Genomic DNA, 16,369 nt, shown 5'->3' with positions numbered 1-16,369 from the left:
GTCCCCTGCGGAGCCGGACTGTGCCGCCTCTCGTCCCTGGTCCGGCGCTCGGAATGAGCGCCGCCTTCCGGTGCTAAGAACGCACCGCGTCGCGCGGCAGCGGCACCAGCGCGGCGCCCACCCGCTCGACCAGCAGTGCCATCTCGTAGCCCACCTGGCCCACGTCGCAGCTCCGCGCGGCCAGCACGGCCATCGAGGAGCCGTCGCTGATCGACATCAGGAAGAGATACCCGCTGTCCATCTCGATGACTGTCTGCAACACCCCGCCCGCGCTGAACATGCGGGCCGCGCCCTCGGTCAGGCTCACCACCCCGGAGGTGATCGCGGCGAGCTGGTCCGCCCGGTCCCCCGGCAGATCCCGGGAGGACGCGAGCAGCAGCCCGTCAGCGGACACCGCCACCACGTGGGCGATGCCCGCCACGCTGTCGGCGAAGTTGGTGAGCAGCCAACCCATGTCCTGCATGGCAGCTGGCCTGTTCATCGGCTCTCCTTGGTCGAGGTGCTGTTCAGGTCCGTTCCGGCCGTCCGACCGCGCTGCACACCGCGGTGGTAGGCCGACAGCAGACCACGTACTTCATCCGGTGTCCGCCGGCTGCGGTCCCGTCCGCTCTTCGGTTCGATGCCACCCGGCACGAGCTGTTGCTGCGGCACCCGCTTGGGCAACCCGGAGCGGGTGGTCCCGGCGGGAGCCGGCTCGGCAGCCCGGCTGGCCCGGGACCAGCCCTCGTCCGCCGCCGTACGCCAGGCCCCCGGGTCGGGGGCGGGTGCGGCCGGAGCCGGCCGGGCGGCCGGAGGCGGGGCGTACGTCGGCGGCGCCGACGGCCGTGCCCCGAACCCGTCCATGGTGGCGCCGAGGCCGTCGGCGCCCGGGGTGGCCGTCCCGTCGGTGCCGGAGCTGCCCGGGGTACGGGTCGGCAGTTTCGGGCGGGCCGGCGACGCGGCCGGCGCCGACCCGGTGCTCGGCTGGCCGCCGTTGCCGGTGCGCAGGCCGGTGTCGGCCGCAGCGGTCGTGGCGGGCGCGGGCGGCTCGTCGAAGTTGGGCCGGGTGAAGATCGCGGTGGCGTCGTCGCCGTGCGACCGGAACCAGACCGCCTCCATCTCCCGGAAGATCGGAGCCTCGGCCGGGAAGTCGGGCCGGGTGCTGACCGGTGCGGCGGGCACCGACGGAGCGGCCGGCGTTGCCACCGCGCCCGGCCCGGCGACCGGCCCGACCGGGAGGCCCTGGGCTGCACGCCCATCCGCGGTGTCCGGGGCGTCCGGGGTGGAGCCACGCCGAGGCAGCGGATCGACGGTCGGGTAGGCCACTGTCGGGCTGCCCAGCGAAGCGCCCGCGCCGTTGCTGTAGGCCGGCCGGGCCGGCGGGAGCGGGGCGGCGGGCGCGGGGGCGGCGGGTGCCGGTGGCATGGCCGAGCGCGGACCGGTGTAGCCACCCGCCTGTACGGCCGGGGTGGTGTCCCGCGAGTCCAGCGGCGACTGCCACTGGGCGGGTGCCGGCGGGCTGGTCCGCCACTGGTCAGGCAACGTCGCCGCCGTCGTCGCGGCGCCGGCGAACTGCTCGGCGTGACCGGCCGGGGTGAGTGGCGCCTGCTCCACTGCCATCGGCTGACGCGGCCGGGTGAGCACCTGCTCGCGGCCCCGGTTGCTGGGCAGCACCACGGTGGCGGCGGGCAACGTCACCTGGGCGACGGTGCCGCCCTCGACGTTGCGGCGCAACTCCACCCGGATGCCGTAGCGGGAGGCGAGCCGGCTCACAACGGCCAGACCCATCAGTCGGAACGCGGCGACGTCCACACTCGGCGGGGCGGCCAGACGCCGGTTGAGCGAGTCGAGCTGGTCGTCGGTGAGGCCGAGCCCGCGGTCCTCGATCTGGATCAGCACGTAATCGCGGATCCGGCGACCGTCGGCGACCACGGTGGTGTTCGGCGGCGAGAATCGGGTGGCGTTGTCGAGCAGCTCGGCGACGAGGCGTACCACGTCGTTGACAGCGTGCGCGGCCACCGAGATGTCGGTGTCGACCGTGCCGAACTCGATGCGGTTGTAGAGCTCCACCTCGGACTGGGCGGCGCGCAGCACGTCCACCACCAGCGCGTTGTCGTGACGCGGTGCGGCGGAGTCGGCGCCGGCCAGGACGAGCAGGTTCTCGTCGTTGCGGCGCATTCGGGTGGCCAGGTGGTCCAGTTCGAAGAGCTGCGCGAGCCGCTTCGGGTCCTCCTCGCCGCGCTCGATCGCGTCCAGCTCGCCGATCATCCGGTCGACCAGGGTCTGACTACGGCGCGCCAGGTTGAGGAACATGGCCGAGACGCTCGTGCGCAGTGCCGCCTGCTCGGCGGCGACCCGCACCGCCTCCCGGTGTACGACGTTGAAGGCCAGCGCCACCTGACCGACCTCGTCGCGGGTGTTGAGCTGGATGGGGTCCCGGACCTGGCGGACGATCTCGTCCACCCCGCCGTCACCAACGCTGCCCATGTTCTGCAGCCGCTGCACGGCATCGGGCAGGTCGTGGTTGGCCACGGAGAGGGCGCCCTCGCGCAGTCGGCGCAGCGAGTGGTTGAGCGAGCGGGCCAGCACCACGGCCAGCGACACGGCGATGATCAGGGTCAGCAGCACCAGGATCGACTCGACCACTGCCTGCCGGATGACGTCCGAGCGGGCCTGGTCGGCCTGCTGGAACAGTCGGTCCTGCAGTTGGATCTCGGCCCAGCGCATCAGGTCGTTCACAGCGCCGATCGCCGCGGTGGCGTCCTGTGCGGTGACCAGCGGGCGCTGCCCGACCGAGCGGGTGATGTCGGTGGCCACCCGGTCGGCCAGGCCGACCGCGTCGCCGGAAACGGTGCTGTCGACCAGGGCGCGCTGCACCGGGTCGGCGGCCAGCGAGAAGGCGACCAGGGCCTCCTGCTGACCGGTCAACGTTGCCACGAAGGAGGAGAACTGCTCCGAGTCGAGCTGGCCGGCCGTCAGCGCGGTGAAGGCGACGGCCTCTTCCTCCGCGACGGAAGCCTTGGCGCGGGCGAAGGCGGCGACCGCGCGGCGGCTGTCCGCCAGGCTCTCGTCGCCGGGCAGCTGGGCCAGGCCGTCACCGTACGAGACCAGGTCGGTAAGGATGACCCCGTAGCGGAGCACCGCCTCGGCGACCGCCATCTGCCGGCGGTCCAGCACCTCCTGACGGGTGCCGTCCAGGGTGGCCAGGTGGTCGTCGATGGCGGCCAGCCGGTCCCGCAGGGCGGTCGGCACGTCGCCGATCCGGCCCCGCTCGGCGCGGTACTCGTCCACCCGCTGCTGCGTCTGGCGGACCCGCAGGTTGTACGCGTCGGCCGGCTGCTGTGGAGCGGCGAGGTAGGCGGCCGCGGCCATCCGTTCGGCCTGGAGGTCCTGGGTGAGAGCGCTGACGTCGACGGAGAGGGCCGTCAGTGACCGGGCCCGCGTGGCGTCGAACGCGCCTTCGCCGACGGAGATCAGGCGGACCGTGGCCAGCGCGATCACCGCCGCCACCGGGACGACCAGAATCAACGCCAACTTGGACCGGATCCGGGCGTCACGCAGTCTCGGCATCCGTCGGCGCGCAGGCCGACCGCTGTCGCCGAGCGCGGGCAGGGTCGTCGGTCCGGTGCTCACGACATCGCCTCCGTCGTTTCTTCCCCGCCTGAGCCGCCGAGCCATGCCGTAAGCGGAGGGGACCACGCGCGGCACGGCCGCGATTTCATCAGAGATGATCGTGTTTGGGAAGCCGCAGTGAGGTAGGAAACGGTCGGACGGAGCGCATCCCGTGATCCGGGCAACTGATACCTTCATTTCCGCAAGCCCCTGAACAGGGCATGTAACTCCAGAGTGGTCACGCGTGTATGCAAAGTGAGATTTTGCAAACATTGCGTTACCCCAGCATGTGGGATGGCCGTCCCGAAAATGCCGCCGGGGTCCGCGCTTGACCACAGCGCCGGCCATTGGCAAGGTTTTGCAGGCTTCGCGCACACCGTACGGCAGAGGAGATCCCGTCCTCCACTGAGGACGGATTAGCGGCGGTGACCGGGCAGCGCCCGCGCCCGCACCTGGAGGACTGAGTTGAGCCCCATCCGCTCCGCGACCATCGCGGCGCTCGCATCGGCCGTAGTGGCCACCACGCTCACCGGCTGCCAGTTTGGCGAGGCGGAGCAGGACACGAGTCCGATCGTGATCGCTGCCGATCTCGAACTCTCCGGCGCCGCAGCCACGGTTGGCCGGACATACCAGCGCGCCCTCGAACTCAAGGTCGATCAGTTGAACGCCTCCGGAGCACTGAACGGCCGGAAGATCGACCTGAAGGTGAAGGACAACCGTTCCGACTCGGCCGAGTCACTTCGCAACATCGTCGACTTCAGCAGCGATTCGAAGGTCAGCGCCATCATCATGGGCGGCTGCAACGAATGCGCGGTCGGAGCGGTCGGGACCATCAACGAGAAGCGGATTCCCACCATTGCGCTAGCCGCTTCCGGCGCGATCGCCGCGCCGGCCGCTGAACGGCGCTACGTGTTCAAGCTCGGCCCTAACGCCGCGGACAGCGCCGCCGCACTGACCACCGAACTGCGCCGCAACAACATCCGTAAGGTGGGGATGCTGGTCAGCGACGACGACTACGGCCAGGAGGGCGCGACCGCGCTCAAGAGCGAACTGGACAAGGCCAAGATCACGCTCCGACAGCAGCGGATCAAAACCACCGACACCGACGTCAGCCAGCAGGTCCAGCAGCTCGCGTCGGGCAAGCCCGACGCGATGGTCTTCTGGACCCCGCCGGAGCAGGCGACACTGGCCGCGACCAGCGTCCAGCAGACCATCTTCCGTGGGTCGATCTACTTCGACGCGGCAGCGGCCGGGGACCTCTTCCTCGGCGCGGCGGCCAAGGCGACCGAGAAGGCCACGCTGATCTTCACGCAGACCATGGTGATCGATGACGTGATCGCGACCACCCCGGCCAAGGCGGCGCGGCGGCAGTGGTTCCAGGACTACACGGCCCGCTTCGGCGGCTACAACGGGTCCTCGTCGTTCGCCGCGGACGCCGTCCAGCTGATCGCCGACGCCGAACTGCGCGCCGGTGGTGAGATCGGGAAGGTGGACCGCAACGGCATCCGGGACGTGCTGGAGACGTCCCAGATGGACGGCCTCTCCGGCCCGATCCGCATGACGCCGGACAACCACAGCGGCCTGATGCCGCAGGCGCTCACCACGCTGGTCGCCCGCAATGGTCGCTGGCGGTTGGCGGGGTAAACGCTCGGGCCTGCTGTGTTCTTTCGTCCCGGCGCTCTTCGCCGTGTGCCGGGCAGGGGGTGTGGCCGACCGTGCCCGGATCCGGGCGGTCAGGCTTGATCCCTCCGCCGGGCACGGTCGGCCACACCCTTCGCGCCAGCAGCGTCGACAAGACGGGCCGGCCTCCCACTGGGAGGCCGGCCCTGCGCGTTTCTTGGTGTTGATCTTTATCTGTGTCTTCGGTGCTGCTCTGTGATCTCTTCGTTGGGTTAGCGGCTGCTGGTGGTTTCTCGTACCCAGGGGAGGGCGAACCGCTCGATCAGCAGGAGCGCCGAGTAGAGCAGGATGCTCACCAGTGCCACCAGCATGATCGCCGCCCAGGCGGTGGCGGCGTCGCCGATGCCGGCGTACTGCGTGATGACGTAGCCGAGGCCGCTCTCGCCGGCCTGGAACTCACCGATCACCGCGCCGATCGCGGCCAGTGGCATGGCCACCTTGAGCCCGACGAAGATCTGCGGCAGCGCGGCCGGGAAGCGCACCTTGCGGAACGCCTGCCAGCGGGAGGCGTTCCAGGACCGCACCAGTTCGGCCAGGTCGGCCGGCGTGGTGGTCAACCCGGTCGCGGTGGAGAGCACGATCGGGAAGAAGCAGAGCAGGAACACCATGGTCAGGATCGGCTTCTGGCCCCAGCCGAGCGCCACCACCAGCAGCGGGCCCAGCGTGATCTTCGGTACCGCGTTCACCGCGACCAGCAGCGGCGTGAACATCCGCTCCACAGTGCGGGAGCTGGCCAGGGAGAGCCCGATCAGCACACCGGCGACCACCGAGAGGGCGAACCCGATCAGGATCTCCAGCGTGGTGTCCCAGGTGTGCTCCAGCATCCGAGCGGGCTTGTCGACGAACGCGCTGAGCACGTCGCCGGGCGGCGGCAGGGCGAAAGGGTGGACCAGTTCCAGCCGGGCGATCAGCCACCACGCCGCCAGCGCGACCAGGATGCCGACCGCGGGCAGCGCCGCGCCAGCCCCGGCCCGGAGACCGGCACCTCGACCCGTGCGTCCCGCTTCGGGGCCGGCACCCGGGGGCGGGGGCTCCGCCACCGCCGGGTCCGCTGACCGGACGTCGGTCATCTCTGTCCTCCTCGAAATCCCACGGCCCGCCGGGGGCCGACGAGCGACGGGGGTACGCCCCACCGGGATCGGCGGGACGTACCCCCTGATGACGACCGGACGATCAGGCCTTCGGCGCGAGGCTGAAGTCGATGATCTGCTCGGGGGTGATGTTCTGCTTCAGCGCGCCGGCGCCCTGCAGGATGGCGATGCTCTTGGCGACCCGACCGCTGTCCAGGGTGCCGATCGCGGTGCCGGTGTTGCCGGAACGGACGTACGCGGCCATCAGCTCCAGCTCGGCGGCGGCGGAGACCGGGTTGGTGGCGTCGACGTTCTTCTTCAGGATGTCGGCGGCCTCCTTGGAGTTCGCCAGGCTGTACTCCAGGCCCTTGAGCAGCGCCGCGGTGAACTTCTTCACCATCTCGGGCTTCTCCTTGGCGATCTTCGAGGAGGTGATCAGCACGTTGCCGTAGAGGTCCTGCATCACGTTGCTGTACGGCAGCATGACGGCCTTCTTCTTGGCCACCGCCTCGATGGTCGGCTGACCGACGACGAACTGACCGATGCCGTCCACCGAGCCGGAGGCCAGCGTGCCGATCAGGTTCTGCGCCTCACCGTTGACCCAGGTCACCTTGGTCGCGTCCACACCGGCGAGCCGGGCGTACGTCGGGAAGAGGTTGCGGACCACCGACCCGGGGGTGTCGGCGAGCTTCTTGCCCTCCAGGTCCTTCGGCGAGCTGATGTTCTTGCCCTCGACGGTGGCGATGCCCGCCATGGTGCGCTGCTGGATCGCGGCCACCGCGGTGAAGTCCTTCGCCTGGCCGTTGCCGAGCTGGAGCAGACCGCCGGTGAGGTCGATCGGGCCGAAGTCCGCCTGGCCGCCGACGATGGTCTGGATCACGCCACCGGTGCCCTGACCCGCCTTGATCTCGACGTCGAAGCCGGCTTCCTTGAAGAAGCCCTTGTCCTTCGCCACCCAGGCGTAGGAGTCACGGCCGAAGTTACCGAACGAGGTGAGGTAGGTCACCTTTTCCAGCGTCTTGCCGTCGCCGCCCTTGGCATCGTCGGCCGAATCCGACCCGCTGCTGCAGGCGGAGACAAGGGCGAGGGCGGTGGCCAGCGCGGCCGTAGCGACCGTACGGGTCAGCCTTCTCATCAGTGCACCATGTCCTTTCCGACCGGGGCCGGCAGGCCACCGGAGGGGGTTGTCGTGACGGGCCGGCGGGAGGGGTGGAAGCCGGGCGCCGCCGTCGTGGGGGGACTCTTCGCGGGCACAGCGTACGAGAAACCCACAGTTGCGACGCCAGGCGTATCGGGTTGCGGAACGGATACAACCTGACGACCACCCCAGCCGGTGCCATACCTCGACAGGGCGGCTAGCCTTTGTCGGATTCCTGACCGTCCACTCAGCGGAGGTACGCCGGAGATGATCCGACTGTCCGGGGTGTCCCGTACCTTCGAGGGCCGATCCGGCCGGGTGGAGGCGCTGCGCGGCATCGACCTCGACGTCGCCGAGGGGGAGTTCGTCGCCGTGCTCGGCCGCTCCGGCTGCGGCAAGTCCACACTGCTGCGGCTGATCGCCGGGCTGCTCCCACTGAGCGCCGGTGAGATCACCGTCGCCGGTACGCCGATCACCCGCCCCCGCCAGGACATCGCCATGCTGTTCCAGAAGCCGGCGCTGCTGCCCTGGCGCACCGTGCTGGACAACGTCCTGCTGCCCGTGGAGATCTTCGGCTGGAGCCGCGCCAAGCACCGGGAGCGGGCCCGGCAACTGCTCGACGTGGCCGGGTTGGCCGGCTTCGAGAAGCGGCTGCCCCACGAGCTCTCCGGCGGCATGCAGCAGCGGGTGTCGCTGTGCCGGTCGTTGATCGGTGAGCCCCGGGTGATGCTGATGGACGAGCCGTTCTCCGCGCTGGACGCGCTCACCCGCGAGGAACTCTCCGGTGAACTCCAGCGGGTGCACATGGAGAACAAGCCGACCATCGTCTTCGTCACCCACTCGATCGACGAGGCGGTGCTGCTCGCCGACCGGGTGGTCGTGCTGAGCCCCCGCCCCGGCCGGATCCGCAAGGTCGTCGATGTGACCATCCCCCGGCCCCGGACCCTGGGCCGCAACGCTCACCTGGCCGACGTCGCCCAGGTCAGCGCCGACCTGCACGAACTGCTCATGGAACGCGAACAGCCGGCCACCGCCGGCGCGGAAGGACACTGACCATGCGGGTGTCGGTCTTCACCGAGCCGAACCGTGGCGCCAGCTACGACACCCAGCTCCGGTTCGCCCGGCTCGTCGAGGCCTGCGGCTACGAGGGTTTCCTCCGCGCCGACCACTACCAGTCGATGGGTGCCGACCCGGGCCTGCCCGGCCCCACTGACGCCTGGCTGACCCTCGCCGCGCTGGCCCGGGAAACCGAGCGGATCCGACTCGGCACCCTGGTGACGTCGGCCACGTTCCGCCTGCCCGGCCCCCTCGCGGTGATGGTCGCGCAGGTCGACCAGATGAGCGGTGGCCGGGTCGACCTCGGCATCGGCGCCGGCTGGTACGAGCGCGAGCACACCTCGTACGGAATCCCGTTCCCGTCGGTCGGCGAGCGCTTCGACCGGCTGGCCGAACAGCTTGAGGTGATCACCGGGTTGTGGGCAACCCCGCCCGGCGAGACCTACAGCTTCACCGGCGACCACTACCGGCTGGTGGACGCCCCCGCCCTGCCCAAGCCGGTGCAGGTGCCCGGGCCGCCGATCATCGTGGGCGGGCGTGGCCCCAAGCGCACACCCGAACTGGCCGCCCGGTACGCCGACGAGTTCAACATGCCGTTCAAGTCCGTGGCCGCCACCTCCGAGGCGTACGACCGGGTGCGCGAGACGTGTGAGCGCACCGGACGGACGGAGTCCGGGCGCGCCCCGTTGGTGCTGTCCGCCGGGATCGTCGTCGCCATCGGCCGGACCGACGCGGAGGCCCAGCGTCGGGCCGCGCCCCTGCACGAGAAGAGCGCTCTGCCACCGGAGGACCCGGTGGTCGGCTCCCCCGCGCAGCTCGCGCAGCGGCTCGGTGAGTTCGCCGCGATCGGCACCACCCGGGTCCACCTGCGCCTGATCGACTTCGATGATCTCGACCACCTCGAGCTGATCGCCGCCGAGGTGCTGCCCCAACTGGACGGAGCACGATGACCGACGTGATCGACGGAACCGAACTCGGACCGGTGGGTCAGGAAATCGTGTACGAGAACGACCGGGTCCGGGTCTGGCACATCCGCCTCGAGCCGGGCGAGCGGCAACCGCTGCACCGGCACGACCACCCCTACCTGGTGGTGGCGATCGAGGGCGCCAAGAACGTCGTACAGACCATCGACGGCACCCGGATCGACGCCGACGAGCCCACCGGCGGAGTGGTCTACCGGGACCCGGGCGCGGTGCACATGCTGACCAATGTCGGGGATACGACTTACCTGGCCCGGCTGGTCGAACTCAAGTAGGCACGCCGATGGCCACCGGCGTGCCTCGCGGCGCGCCGGTGGCGATCGGGTGTACCAGGTGCGTAACGTGCCGGACATGGCCTTTCGGACCTGGGGCAGACTGCTGCTCACGGCGCTCGGGGTGAGCGTGCTGGCCGGAGCCGGCCAGCTCGGCGTCGCGTACGGTTTCGGCATCGTCCGGCTGACCGGCGCATTCACCGGTACGACCGTCAACCAGTGGCCGGCCCAGCTCGTCTGGGTGGGCTGGTTCGCCGCGAACGCAGCCGTCGCCGGCGCTGTCCTGACCGGACGCCTCGCTCGCCGCGACGCCCCGGCGGTCAGCACCGGCCGGCAGTTGGCGGTCGCCGGCGCGGCGGCGCTCGGCGCCACCGTCATCGCCCCGCTCTGCATGCAGCCCGCCCGCGCCGCGGAGCTGATCTCCGTCGACCCGGTCTGGGCGGTGGGCATCTGCGCCATGGTCGGTGCGGTGATCGGGGCGGGCGCGGCGATCGCCGTCCTGTTCCGGCCCGAGCTGGGATGGAACGTGTCGGCCGTGGCCGGCGCGGTCTGGCTGCTGGCGCTGATCTCCGTCCTACCGTCGCTCGGCACGGCCGGCCCACTGCCGACCGTCCGGCTCGGCGTACTGGAGCCGAGCTGGCTCGACAACGCCGCCGCACAGCGGCTGGCGCTGCTCCTGCTGCCCATCGTTGCGCTGCTGGCCGGCGCGGCGACCGCCGGGCTGGCTCGCTGGCGGGGTCAGGCTCCACTGGTCAGCGCCGCCACCGGGGTGGCCGGTCCGGTGCTGGTGGCGTTCGCCTACCTGACCGCCGGTCCGGGCGACGCGGTGGACCGCTACCAGGCCGCCCCCTACTACGGCTCGTTGATCGCGATCCTCGCCGGAGCGCTCGGCGCGGCCGCCGCCGCGCTGCTGCGCTGGCCGACGGGCACCCGTACCGCCGATCCGCAGGTGATCGAGCCCACCGCCATCCTGCGCCCGCTGCCCGCCGGCCCGGCGCTGCCCGGCGCTGCGAAGGACCGGGACAGCGCGGCGAACGACCAGGACAGCGCCGAGCGCACCGACACGGAGACGACCAACGCCGAGCTGGCCACCGGCACGAAGCCCGTCGGTGTCGTTGCGGGTCCGTGGGCGACGGGCGACCCCGATGCCGTACGCACCGTCCCGGCCCACTGGGACTGGCCGGAGACCACAGCGAGCGGACAGCACGGTCCGGCTCCCGCCACTGCGGCTCCCGCCCCGACTCCCGCCGCTCCGACTCAGCCCGCGGCCTGGGTGACCGCGCCGACCGGTGAGTTCACCGCCGCAGGGCAGACGCCCCCGCGCCACGATGACGTCCTGGCCACGACCGAGCCCTCGGCCAGCACCGACGTCAGCAACGTCACCGACGCCACCGCGACCGCCACCACGGCCGGACGCGCCGACGCCGCGACCCCGACGGGCGGCCGAGCGGTCGACGACGAGCCCACCGGCAGCACCGCGACGGACACGAGCAGCAGCACGGCGACCAGCGGCAGGCCGACCGGTGGACGCACCACCCGCAAGTCCGCCGCCATCCCGGGCGGCACGGGTGCACCCGGTTCCGACACGACCAGCGCGGCCGCGACCAGCGCTCCGACCACCTCGGACGCGCCCATCCCCGCGACCGGCACGGCCCCGACCAACGCAGCCGCGACCAGTACGACCCCGACCAGTACGGGCAGCGCCACCGAGGCGACCAGCACAGCACCGACTGGCACCGACGCTCCCAGTCCCGCCGCCACGGCCTCGACGGGCACGGGCACGGGGGCAGGCACGAGCACGGGGGCGAGCAGCGCGGGCACGGCCGACCACGACACGCCCGAGGCGCCGCTGACGATCAAGCCGCGACGCGGCCGCAAGTCGAAAGCCAACTCGGACGCCACCGCCTCCGACGCGGCTGACGACACGTCCCGTGCCGGTTCGGCAACCACCAGCGAGACGACCACCAACGAGACGACCACTCGCGAGACGACCACCGGCCGCGCCACGAAGGGCACCCGGCCGGGCAGGTCCGCCGACAGCATCGCCTCCGACGCGGCCACCGACACTCCGGCGCCCAGCCGGGGCAGCCTGGGTGAGCGGTCGAGTTCGACCGCCGAGGTCGCCTCGGCTGCCGCCTCCGACACGGCAGCAGCCCGGACCACGGCTACCGGCGCGAAGCGAGCACCTGCCACCCCCGCCACCGGCTCGAAGCGAGCACCGGCCGCCTCGACGACCGCCGGAACCGGCGCGACGCAGGTGCCCGTCAACCCGGACTCCTCGACCACGGCAACCGACGACGCACAGAGCCCGACCACCGGGACCGGGGCGACACCAGCACCGACCACCGGGACGGGGGAAACACCAGCACCGACCGCCGCAACCGGCGCGACGCGAGCAGCGGCGGCGGCGCCGACCACCGCGGCCGGCCAGGTTGGCCCGGAAGCCACCCCGCGCGTCCCGACGGCCGGCACGGGCAGCAAGGCAGCACCTGCCGACACGACCAGCGATTCCGTAATCGCCGGGGCTCGTGGCACCGACAGCGCGCAGCCCGCCGCCGAGGACGTTCCCACCGCCGGGTTGTTTGGGGCCACCGCCGCCAGTGACCCGGACACGGACCGGTGGACGCCCGCGCCGTCGGCCTGGCCGGTCACCTCGACCTGGACGGTGCCACCGCAGGCCTCCGAGCCGGAGGCAACGGCATCGGAGGGGTCGAGCAGGCCCGACGAGCCGACCGGGCCGACGCCCAGGCCGCGGCATCGGGCACCGTTGCCGGACCTGAGCCGGGCCGGCACCTGGAACGCGTTCGACACCTCTCGGCGTCGCGGGTCGGCGGGATCGCAGGACAGTTCGACGGCACGCACAGCGCCACCCGAAGCCGGCGAGACGACCGCTCCGGCGGAGCACCCGGGCCGGCCGGAATTCCCGGGCACGCTGGGCACGCCCTCCGGTGCCGCCGCAACCAGCGCCACCACCGACAGCACCACCACCGGCACCACCACCGGCGATGTGGCGCCTACCGACACCACGTCGGCAAAACCGACGCAGCCGAAGGTGGCAGAGCAGCCCTCCCGGCGAGGCCGGCTCGGCGGGCTGTTCCGCCGTAACCGGTCCCGCGCCGACGAGGAGAGCCCGACGACGTCGGATGAAGCGGAGCCGCTGGCGTCCCAGGATGAGGAATTCGTCGACTGGGTCGCCGGTCTGAGCAAGCCGGTGTCGGACAACGAGCCCGAACAGGAGAACGGCCGCCGGTCGTTGCGCTCCACCGGTCGACACCACCGCGACTGACCCACACCACACAGCGCACCGAACGTACCGACCGGTCGCTTGATCGACTCGGGTTCACTGATACCGGGCTATCCCACGCGGCCGGACACCCCGACATCAATGAACCCGAGTCGATCACCCCGCAGGTGGGTCAGGCGAGCGGTAGGTAGACCCGACTCCCGCCGGAGACGAACTCCTCCGACTTGTCCTTCATGCCGCGCGCCGCGTACTCCTTGAGCTCCTGGGTGATCTTCATGGAGCAGAACTTCGGGCCGCACATCGAGCAGAAGTGCGCGGTCTTCGCCGGCTCCGCGGGCAGGGTCGCGTCGTGATACGAGCGCGCCGTCTCCGGGTCCAGCGAGAGGTTGAACTGATCCTCCCAGCGGAACTCGAACCGCGCCTTCGACAGGGCGTCGTCCCAGGCCTGCGCGCCGGGGTGACCCTTGGCCAGGTCCGCCGCGTGTGCCGCGATCTTGTACGCGATCACGCCCGCCTTCACGTCGTCCCGGTCCGGCAGGCCGAGGTGCTCCTTCGGCGTGACGTAGCAGAGCATCGCGGTGCCGAACATGCCGATCATCGCGGCGCCGATCGCCGAGGTGATGTGGTCGTACGCGGGCGCGATGTCGGTGGTCAGCGGACCGAGCGTGTAGAAGGGCGCCTCGTGGCACCACTCCTGCTGAAGGTCCACGTTCTCCTTGATCTTGTGCATCGGTACGTGACCGGGCCCCTCGATCATCACCTGGACGTCGTACGCCCAGGCGATCTTCGTCAGCTCACCGAGGGTGCGCAGCTCGGCGAACTGCGCCTCGTCGTTGGCGTCGGCGATCGACCCAGGACGCAGCCCGTCGCCGAGGGAGAACGTCACGTCGTAGCGCGCGAGCAGCGCGCACAACTCCTCGAAGTTGGTGTAGAGGAAGTTCTCCTCGTGGTGCGCCAGGCACCACGCCGCCATGATCGAACCGCCGCGGGACACGATCCCGGTCACCCGGTCCACGGCCAGCGGCACGTACGGCAGGAGCACACCGGCGTGCACAGTCATGTAGTCCACGCCCTGCTCGGCCTGCTCGATCACGGTCTCCCGGAACACCTCCCAGCTCAACTTCACCGGGTCGCCGCCGACCTTCTCCAGCGCCTGGTAGATCGGCACCGTCCCGATCGGCACCGGCGAGTTGCGCACGATCGCCTCACGGGTCTCGTGGATCCGCTTACCCGTGGACAGGTCCATCACGGTGTCCGCGCCCCAGCGGGTGGCCCAGGTCAGCTTCTCCACCTCCTCCGCGACCGACGAGCTGACCGCCGAGGTGCCGATGTTGGCGTTCACCTTGACCAGGAACGCCTTGCCGATGATCGCCGGCTCGCACTCCGGGTGGTTGACGTTGAGCGGGAGCACCGCCCGACCGGCGGCGATCTCGGTCCGCACGAGTTCCGGTTCGACGTTCTCCCGGATCGCCACGAACTCCATCTCCGGCGTCACCACCCCGGCCCGCGCGTACGCGAGCTGGGTGGGCCGACGACCGTCCACCCCGGCCAGTGGCGTGCCCGCACCCCGCACCGGGGCCACGTCACCCCGCTCGGCGATCCACGGCCCGCGCAGCGGCGGCAGCCCCACCTCCGGGTCCGAACCAGGGCCGGACGTGTCGTAGAGCCGCACCGGCGGCAGGTCCCCGGTCAGCCCCACCTCCGCGAACGGCACCCGGACATCCGGCCGCGAACCCTCGACGTACACCTTGCCTCGTGCGTGCATGACAGCCTCCCTGGTGATCAAGCGGACCAGCCGAAGTGGTTCAGCGGCCCGCGTCCCGCGCCCAGCTCCCAGCCCCGCGCGCCGGTCAGCGCACGGAGCACGTACTCCTTGGCGGCCCCCACGGCGGCCGGCACCGGATCGCCCAGACCGAGCCGCACCGCGATCGCCGCCGAGAACGAGCACCCGGTGCCGTGGGTGTGCCGGGTGGTCACCCGGGGTGCGCGCAACACTGTGGTGACGCCGCCGCCGTGCAGCACGTCGACCGCCTCGCCCCCGTCCAGGTCACCACCGGTGACCACCACGTACTCCGGGCCGCCGGCCACCAGGGCCTCGGCGGCCACGACCATCGCGGCCACGTCGTCGACCGGGCGTCCGGTTATCGCCGCGGCCTCCGCGCAGTTCGGGGTCGCCACAGTGGCGTACGGCAGCAGCCGCTCCACAGCGCCCACCACGCCCAGCCGATGACCGCTCGTGGCGACGAGCACCGGGTCGACGACGAGTTGAGGCAGCCGGCCGTCCCGGGCAGCCTCGGCCACCACGTCCGCGATCGCCGGGGTGCCGAGCATCCCCGTCTTCACGGCACAGACGGTGAAATCGGTGAGCACGCTGTCCAACTGCTCGGTGACAGTGCGCGGGGGCAGCGGCAACACCGCGTCGACACCCCGGGTGTTCTGCGCGGTGACCGCCGTGAGGACGCTGGTGCCGTACGCGCCCAGCGCGGCGAAGACCTTGAGGTCGGCCTGGATGCCTGCGCCGCCGCCGGAGTCCGAGCCGGCGATGGTGAGCAGTGTTCGCGGGGTCATTTTCTTTCCTTGGTCGCGGTTGGGGGCTGCGGCGGGCCGTCGCTGGTTGCGGTTTGGGGCTGCGGCCGACCGTGCCCACTCCGGGCGGTCAGGCTTGATCCCTGCGTGGGCACGGTCGGCCGCAGCCCTGACGTGGAGACCTTGGTGACCCCGCGCCGGGTTTGGGTCAGCACAGGGGTGACCGCCTCGACATACGCGCTGGTCAGACTCGCTGCTGTTTCGGTTGGGTCTTCGGCTCGCATGAGTGCGCCGAGCACTGCTACCCCGACGGCTCCCGCCTGGACGCAGGCGGTTACCTGTTCTGGGGTCTCGACCCCGCCCAGGGCCAGCAGGGGTATCGGGCTGGCGCGCACCAGGCTGCCCAGCCCCGCAATGTCCAGGGGTGGGCCGTAACCCGGTTTGGTCTTTGTGGGCCAGACCGGGGAGATCGTGGCGTAGTGCTCGGTGGTCAGGCGGTCCAGCTCGGGTTGGTGGTGGCAGGAGCGGCCAACCAGGCCGTGGGGCGGCGGTGGGTACGGGCCGGCGGCGGGCAGGTGCACGGCGTCACCGCCGAGTGGGTCGGGGCCGGCCACGATGAGGGTTCCGCCGACGTCGGCGAGGATCGCGCGCAGGTCGGCGGCGAGGGCGGCGCGTTCGGCGCGCGGCAGGTCCTTCTCCCGCAGCACCACCCAGCGCACTCCCCCGGCCACAGCTCCCGCGATAGCCAGGTCGAGCCGAGCGCGAGCGACCAGCCGATCGGTAAGAACAACAACCCCAGACGGGATCTTGGA

Annotated in this window: 12 protein-coding genes; 5 read left to right on the top strand and 7 right to left on the bottom strand. The window is 71.5% G+C overall.

Annotation, left to right across the window (positions count from 1 at the left end; translation table 11 throughout):
* Positions 1-73 precede the first annotated feature (73 nt).
* Positions 74-481: a roadblock/LC7 domain-containing protein gene (locus MED15_RS26875; RefSeq protein WP_007465177.1), complete on the bottom strand. Its 408-nt coding sequence runs from the start codon at positions 479-481 to the stop codon at positions 74-76.
* The gene (locus MED15_RS26870; protein ID WP_112726471.1) at positions 478-3,612 is read right to left on the bottom strand and encodes a sensor histidine kinase; all 3,135 of its coding nucleotides are present in this window, start codon (positions 3,610-3,612) and stop codon (positions 478-480) included. The genes MED15_RS26875 and MED15_RS26870 overlap by 4 nt, the downstream gene beginning before the upstream one ends.
* A gap of 444 nt (positions 3,613-4,056) precedes the next feature.
* Here MED15_RS26870 and MED15_RS26865 point away from each other — a divergent pair, with 444 nt between their 5' ends.
* Positions 4,057-5,235 (top strand): ABC transporter substrate-binding protein, encoded by a 1,179-nt coding sequence (locus MED15_RS26865; protein ID WP_112584860.1) that lies wholly within the window; start codon positions 4,057-4,059, stop codon positions 5,233-5,235.
* A gap of 248 nt (positions 5,236-5,483) precedes the next feature.
* On the opposite strand, the gene MED15_RS26860 is transcribed toward MED15_RS26865, so the two are convergent.
* The gene (locus MED15_RS26860) at positions 5,484-6,341 is read right to left on the bottom strand and encodes an ABC transporter permease (protein WP_112584858.1); all 858 of its coding nucleotides are present in this window, start codon (positions 6,339-6,341) and stop codon (positions 5,484-5,486) included.
* 103 nt (positions 6,342-6,444) lie between these two features.
* On the bottom strand, positions 6,445-7,476 hold the full coding sequence (locus tag MED15_RS26855) for an ABC transporter substrate-binding protein (RefSeq protein WP_112584856.1): 1,032 nt from the start codon (positions 7,474-7,476) through the stop codon (positions 6,445-6,447).
* 270 nt (positions 7,477-7,746) lie between these two features.
* Between MED15_RS26855 and MED15_RS26850 the strand changes: the two genes are divergently transcribed.
* From MED15_RS26850 to MED15_RS26835, 4 genes are all read left to right on the top strand, one after another.
* Entirely contained in the window at positions 7,747-8,532 is a 786-nt protein-coding gene (locus MED15_RS26850; protein ID WP_112601251.1) for an ABC transporter ATP-binding protein, read from the top strand.
* A gap of 2 nt (positions 8,533-8,534) precedes the next feature.
* Positions 8,535-9,485, top strand: a complete 951-nt coding sequence (locus tag MED15_RS26845; RefSeq protein WP_112737267.1) for an LLM class F420-dependent oxidoreductase — start codon at positions 8,535-8,537, stop codon at positions 9,483-9,485.
* Positions 9,482-9,790, top strand: coding sequence for a cupin domain-containing protein (locus MED15_RS26840; RefSeq protein WP_007465195.1), 309 nt, complete (start codon positions 9,482-9,484; stop codon positions 9,788-9,790). The genes MED15_RS26845 and MED15_RS26840 overlap by 4 nt, the downstream gene beginning before the upstream one ends.
* A gap of 76 nt (positions 9,791-9,866) precedes the next feature.
* Entirely contained in the window at positions 9,867-13,073 is a 3,207-nt protein-coding gene (locus MED15_RS26835; RefSeq protein WP_146766748.1) for a hypothetical protein, read from the top strand.
* 130 nt (positions 13,074-13,203) lie between these two features.
* Here MED15_RS26835 and thiC read toward each other — a convergent pair whose 3' ends face one another.
* From thiC to MED15_RS26820, 3 genes are read right to left on the bottom strand one after another with little or no spacing between them, the layout of a single operon-like run.
* The gene (gene thiC / locus MED15_RS26830; RefSeq protein ID WP_112584848.1) at positions 13,204-14,796 is read right to left on the bottom strand and encodes a phosphomethylpyrimidine synthase ThiC; all 1,593 of its coding nucleotides are present in this window, start codon (positions 14,794-14,796) and stop codon (positions 13,204-13,206) included.
* A gap of 17 nt (positions 14,797-14,813) precedes the next feature.
* Positions 14,814-15,599: a bifunctional hydroxymethylpyrimidine kinase/phosphomethylpyrimidine kinase gene (thiD, locus tag MED15_RS26825; protein ID WP_112584846.1), complete on the bottom strand. Its 786-nt coding sequence runs from the start codon at positions 15,597-15,599 to the stop codon at positions 14,814-14,816.
* The gene (locus tag MED15_RS26820; RefSeq protein WP_112737284.1) at positions 15,596-16,363 is read right to left on the bottom strand and encodes a thiamine phosphate synthase; all 768 of its coding nucleotides are present in this window, start codon (positions 16,361-16,363) and stop codon (positions 15,596-15,598) included. Before MED15_RS26820 ends, thiD begins: the two co-directional genes overlap by 4 nt.
* Positions 16,364-16,369 lie beyond the last annotated feature (6 nt).

The organism is Micromonospora noduli (genome assembly GCF_003264475.1).
Lineage (GTDB): Bacteria > Actinomycetota > Actinomycetes > Mycobacteriales > Micromonosporaceae > Micromonospora > Micromonospora noduli.
The sequence above is the reverse complement of the archived record's forward strand: the minus strand, read 5'-3'. Positions and strand labels throughout refer to the sequence as shown.

What these genes read in the sequence shown, in the direction of transcription:
- MED15_RS26835 (WP_146766748.1), top strand. Translation starts at nt 9,867, where the DNA reads ATGGCCTTTCGGACCTGGGGCAGACTGCTGCTCACGGCGCTCGGGGTG.
- MED15_RS26845 (WP_112737267.1), top strand. Translation starts at nt 8,535, where the DNA reads ATGCGGGTGTCGGTCTTCACCGAGCCGAACCGTGGCGCCAGCTACGAC.
- MED15_RS26850 (WP_112601251.1), top strand. Translation starts at nt 7,747, where the DNA reads ATGATCCGACTGTCCGGGGTGTCCCGTACCTTCGAGGGCCGATCCGGC.
- MED15_RS26875 (WP_007465177.1), bottom strand. Translation starts at nt 481, where the DNA reads ATGAACAGGCCAGCTGCCATGCAGGACATGGGTTGGCTGCTCACCAAC.
- thiD (WP_112584846.1), bottom strand. Translation starts at nt 15,599, where the DNA reads ATGACCCCGCGAACACTGCTCACCATCGCCGGCTCGGACTCCGGCGGC.
- MED15_RS26840 (WP_007465195.1), top strand. Translation starts at nt 9,482, where the DNA reads ATGACCGACGTGATCGACGGAACCGAACTCGGACCGGTGGGTCAGGAA.
- thiC (WP_112584848.1), bottom strand. Translation starts at nt 14,796, where the DNA reads ATGCACGCACGAGGCAAGGTGTACGTCGAGGGTTCGCGGCCGGATGTC.
- MED15_RS26855 (WP_112584856.1), bottom strand. Translation starts at nt 7,476, where the DNA reads ATGAGAAGGCTGACCCGTACGGTCGCTACGGCCGCGCTGGCCACCGCC.
- MED15_RS26860 (WP_112584858.1), bottom strand. Translation starts at nt 6,341, where the DNA reads ATGACCGACGTCCGGTCAGCGGACCCGGCGGTGGCGGAGCCCCCGCCC.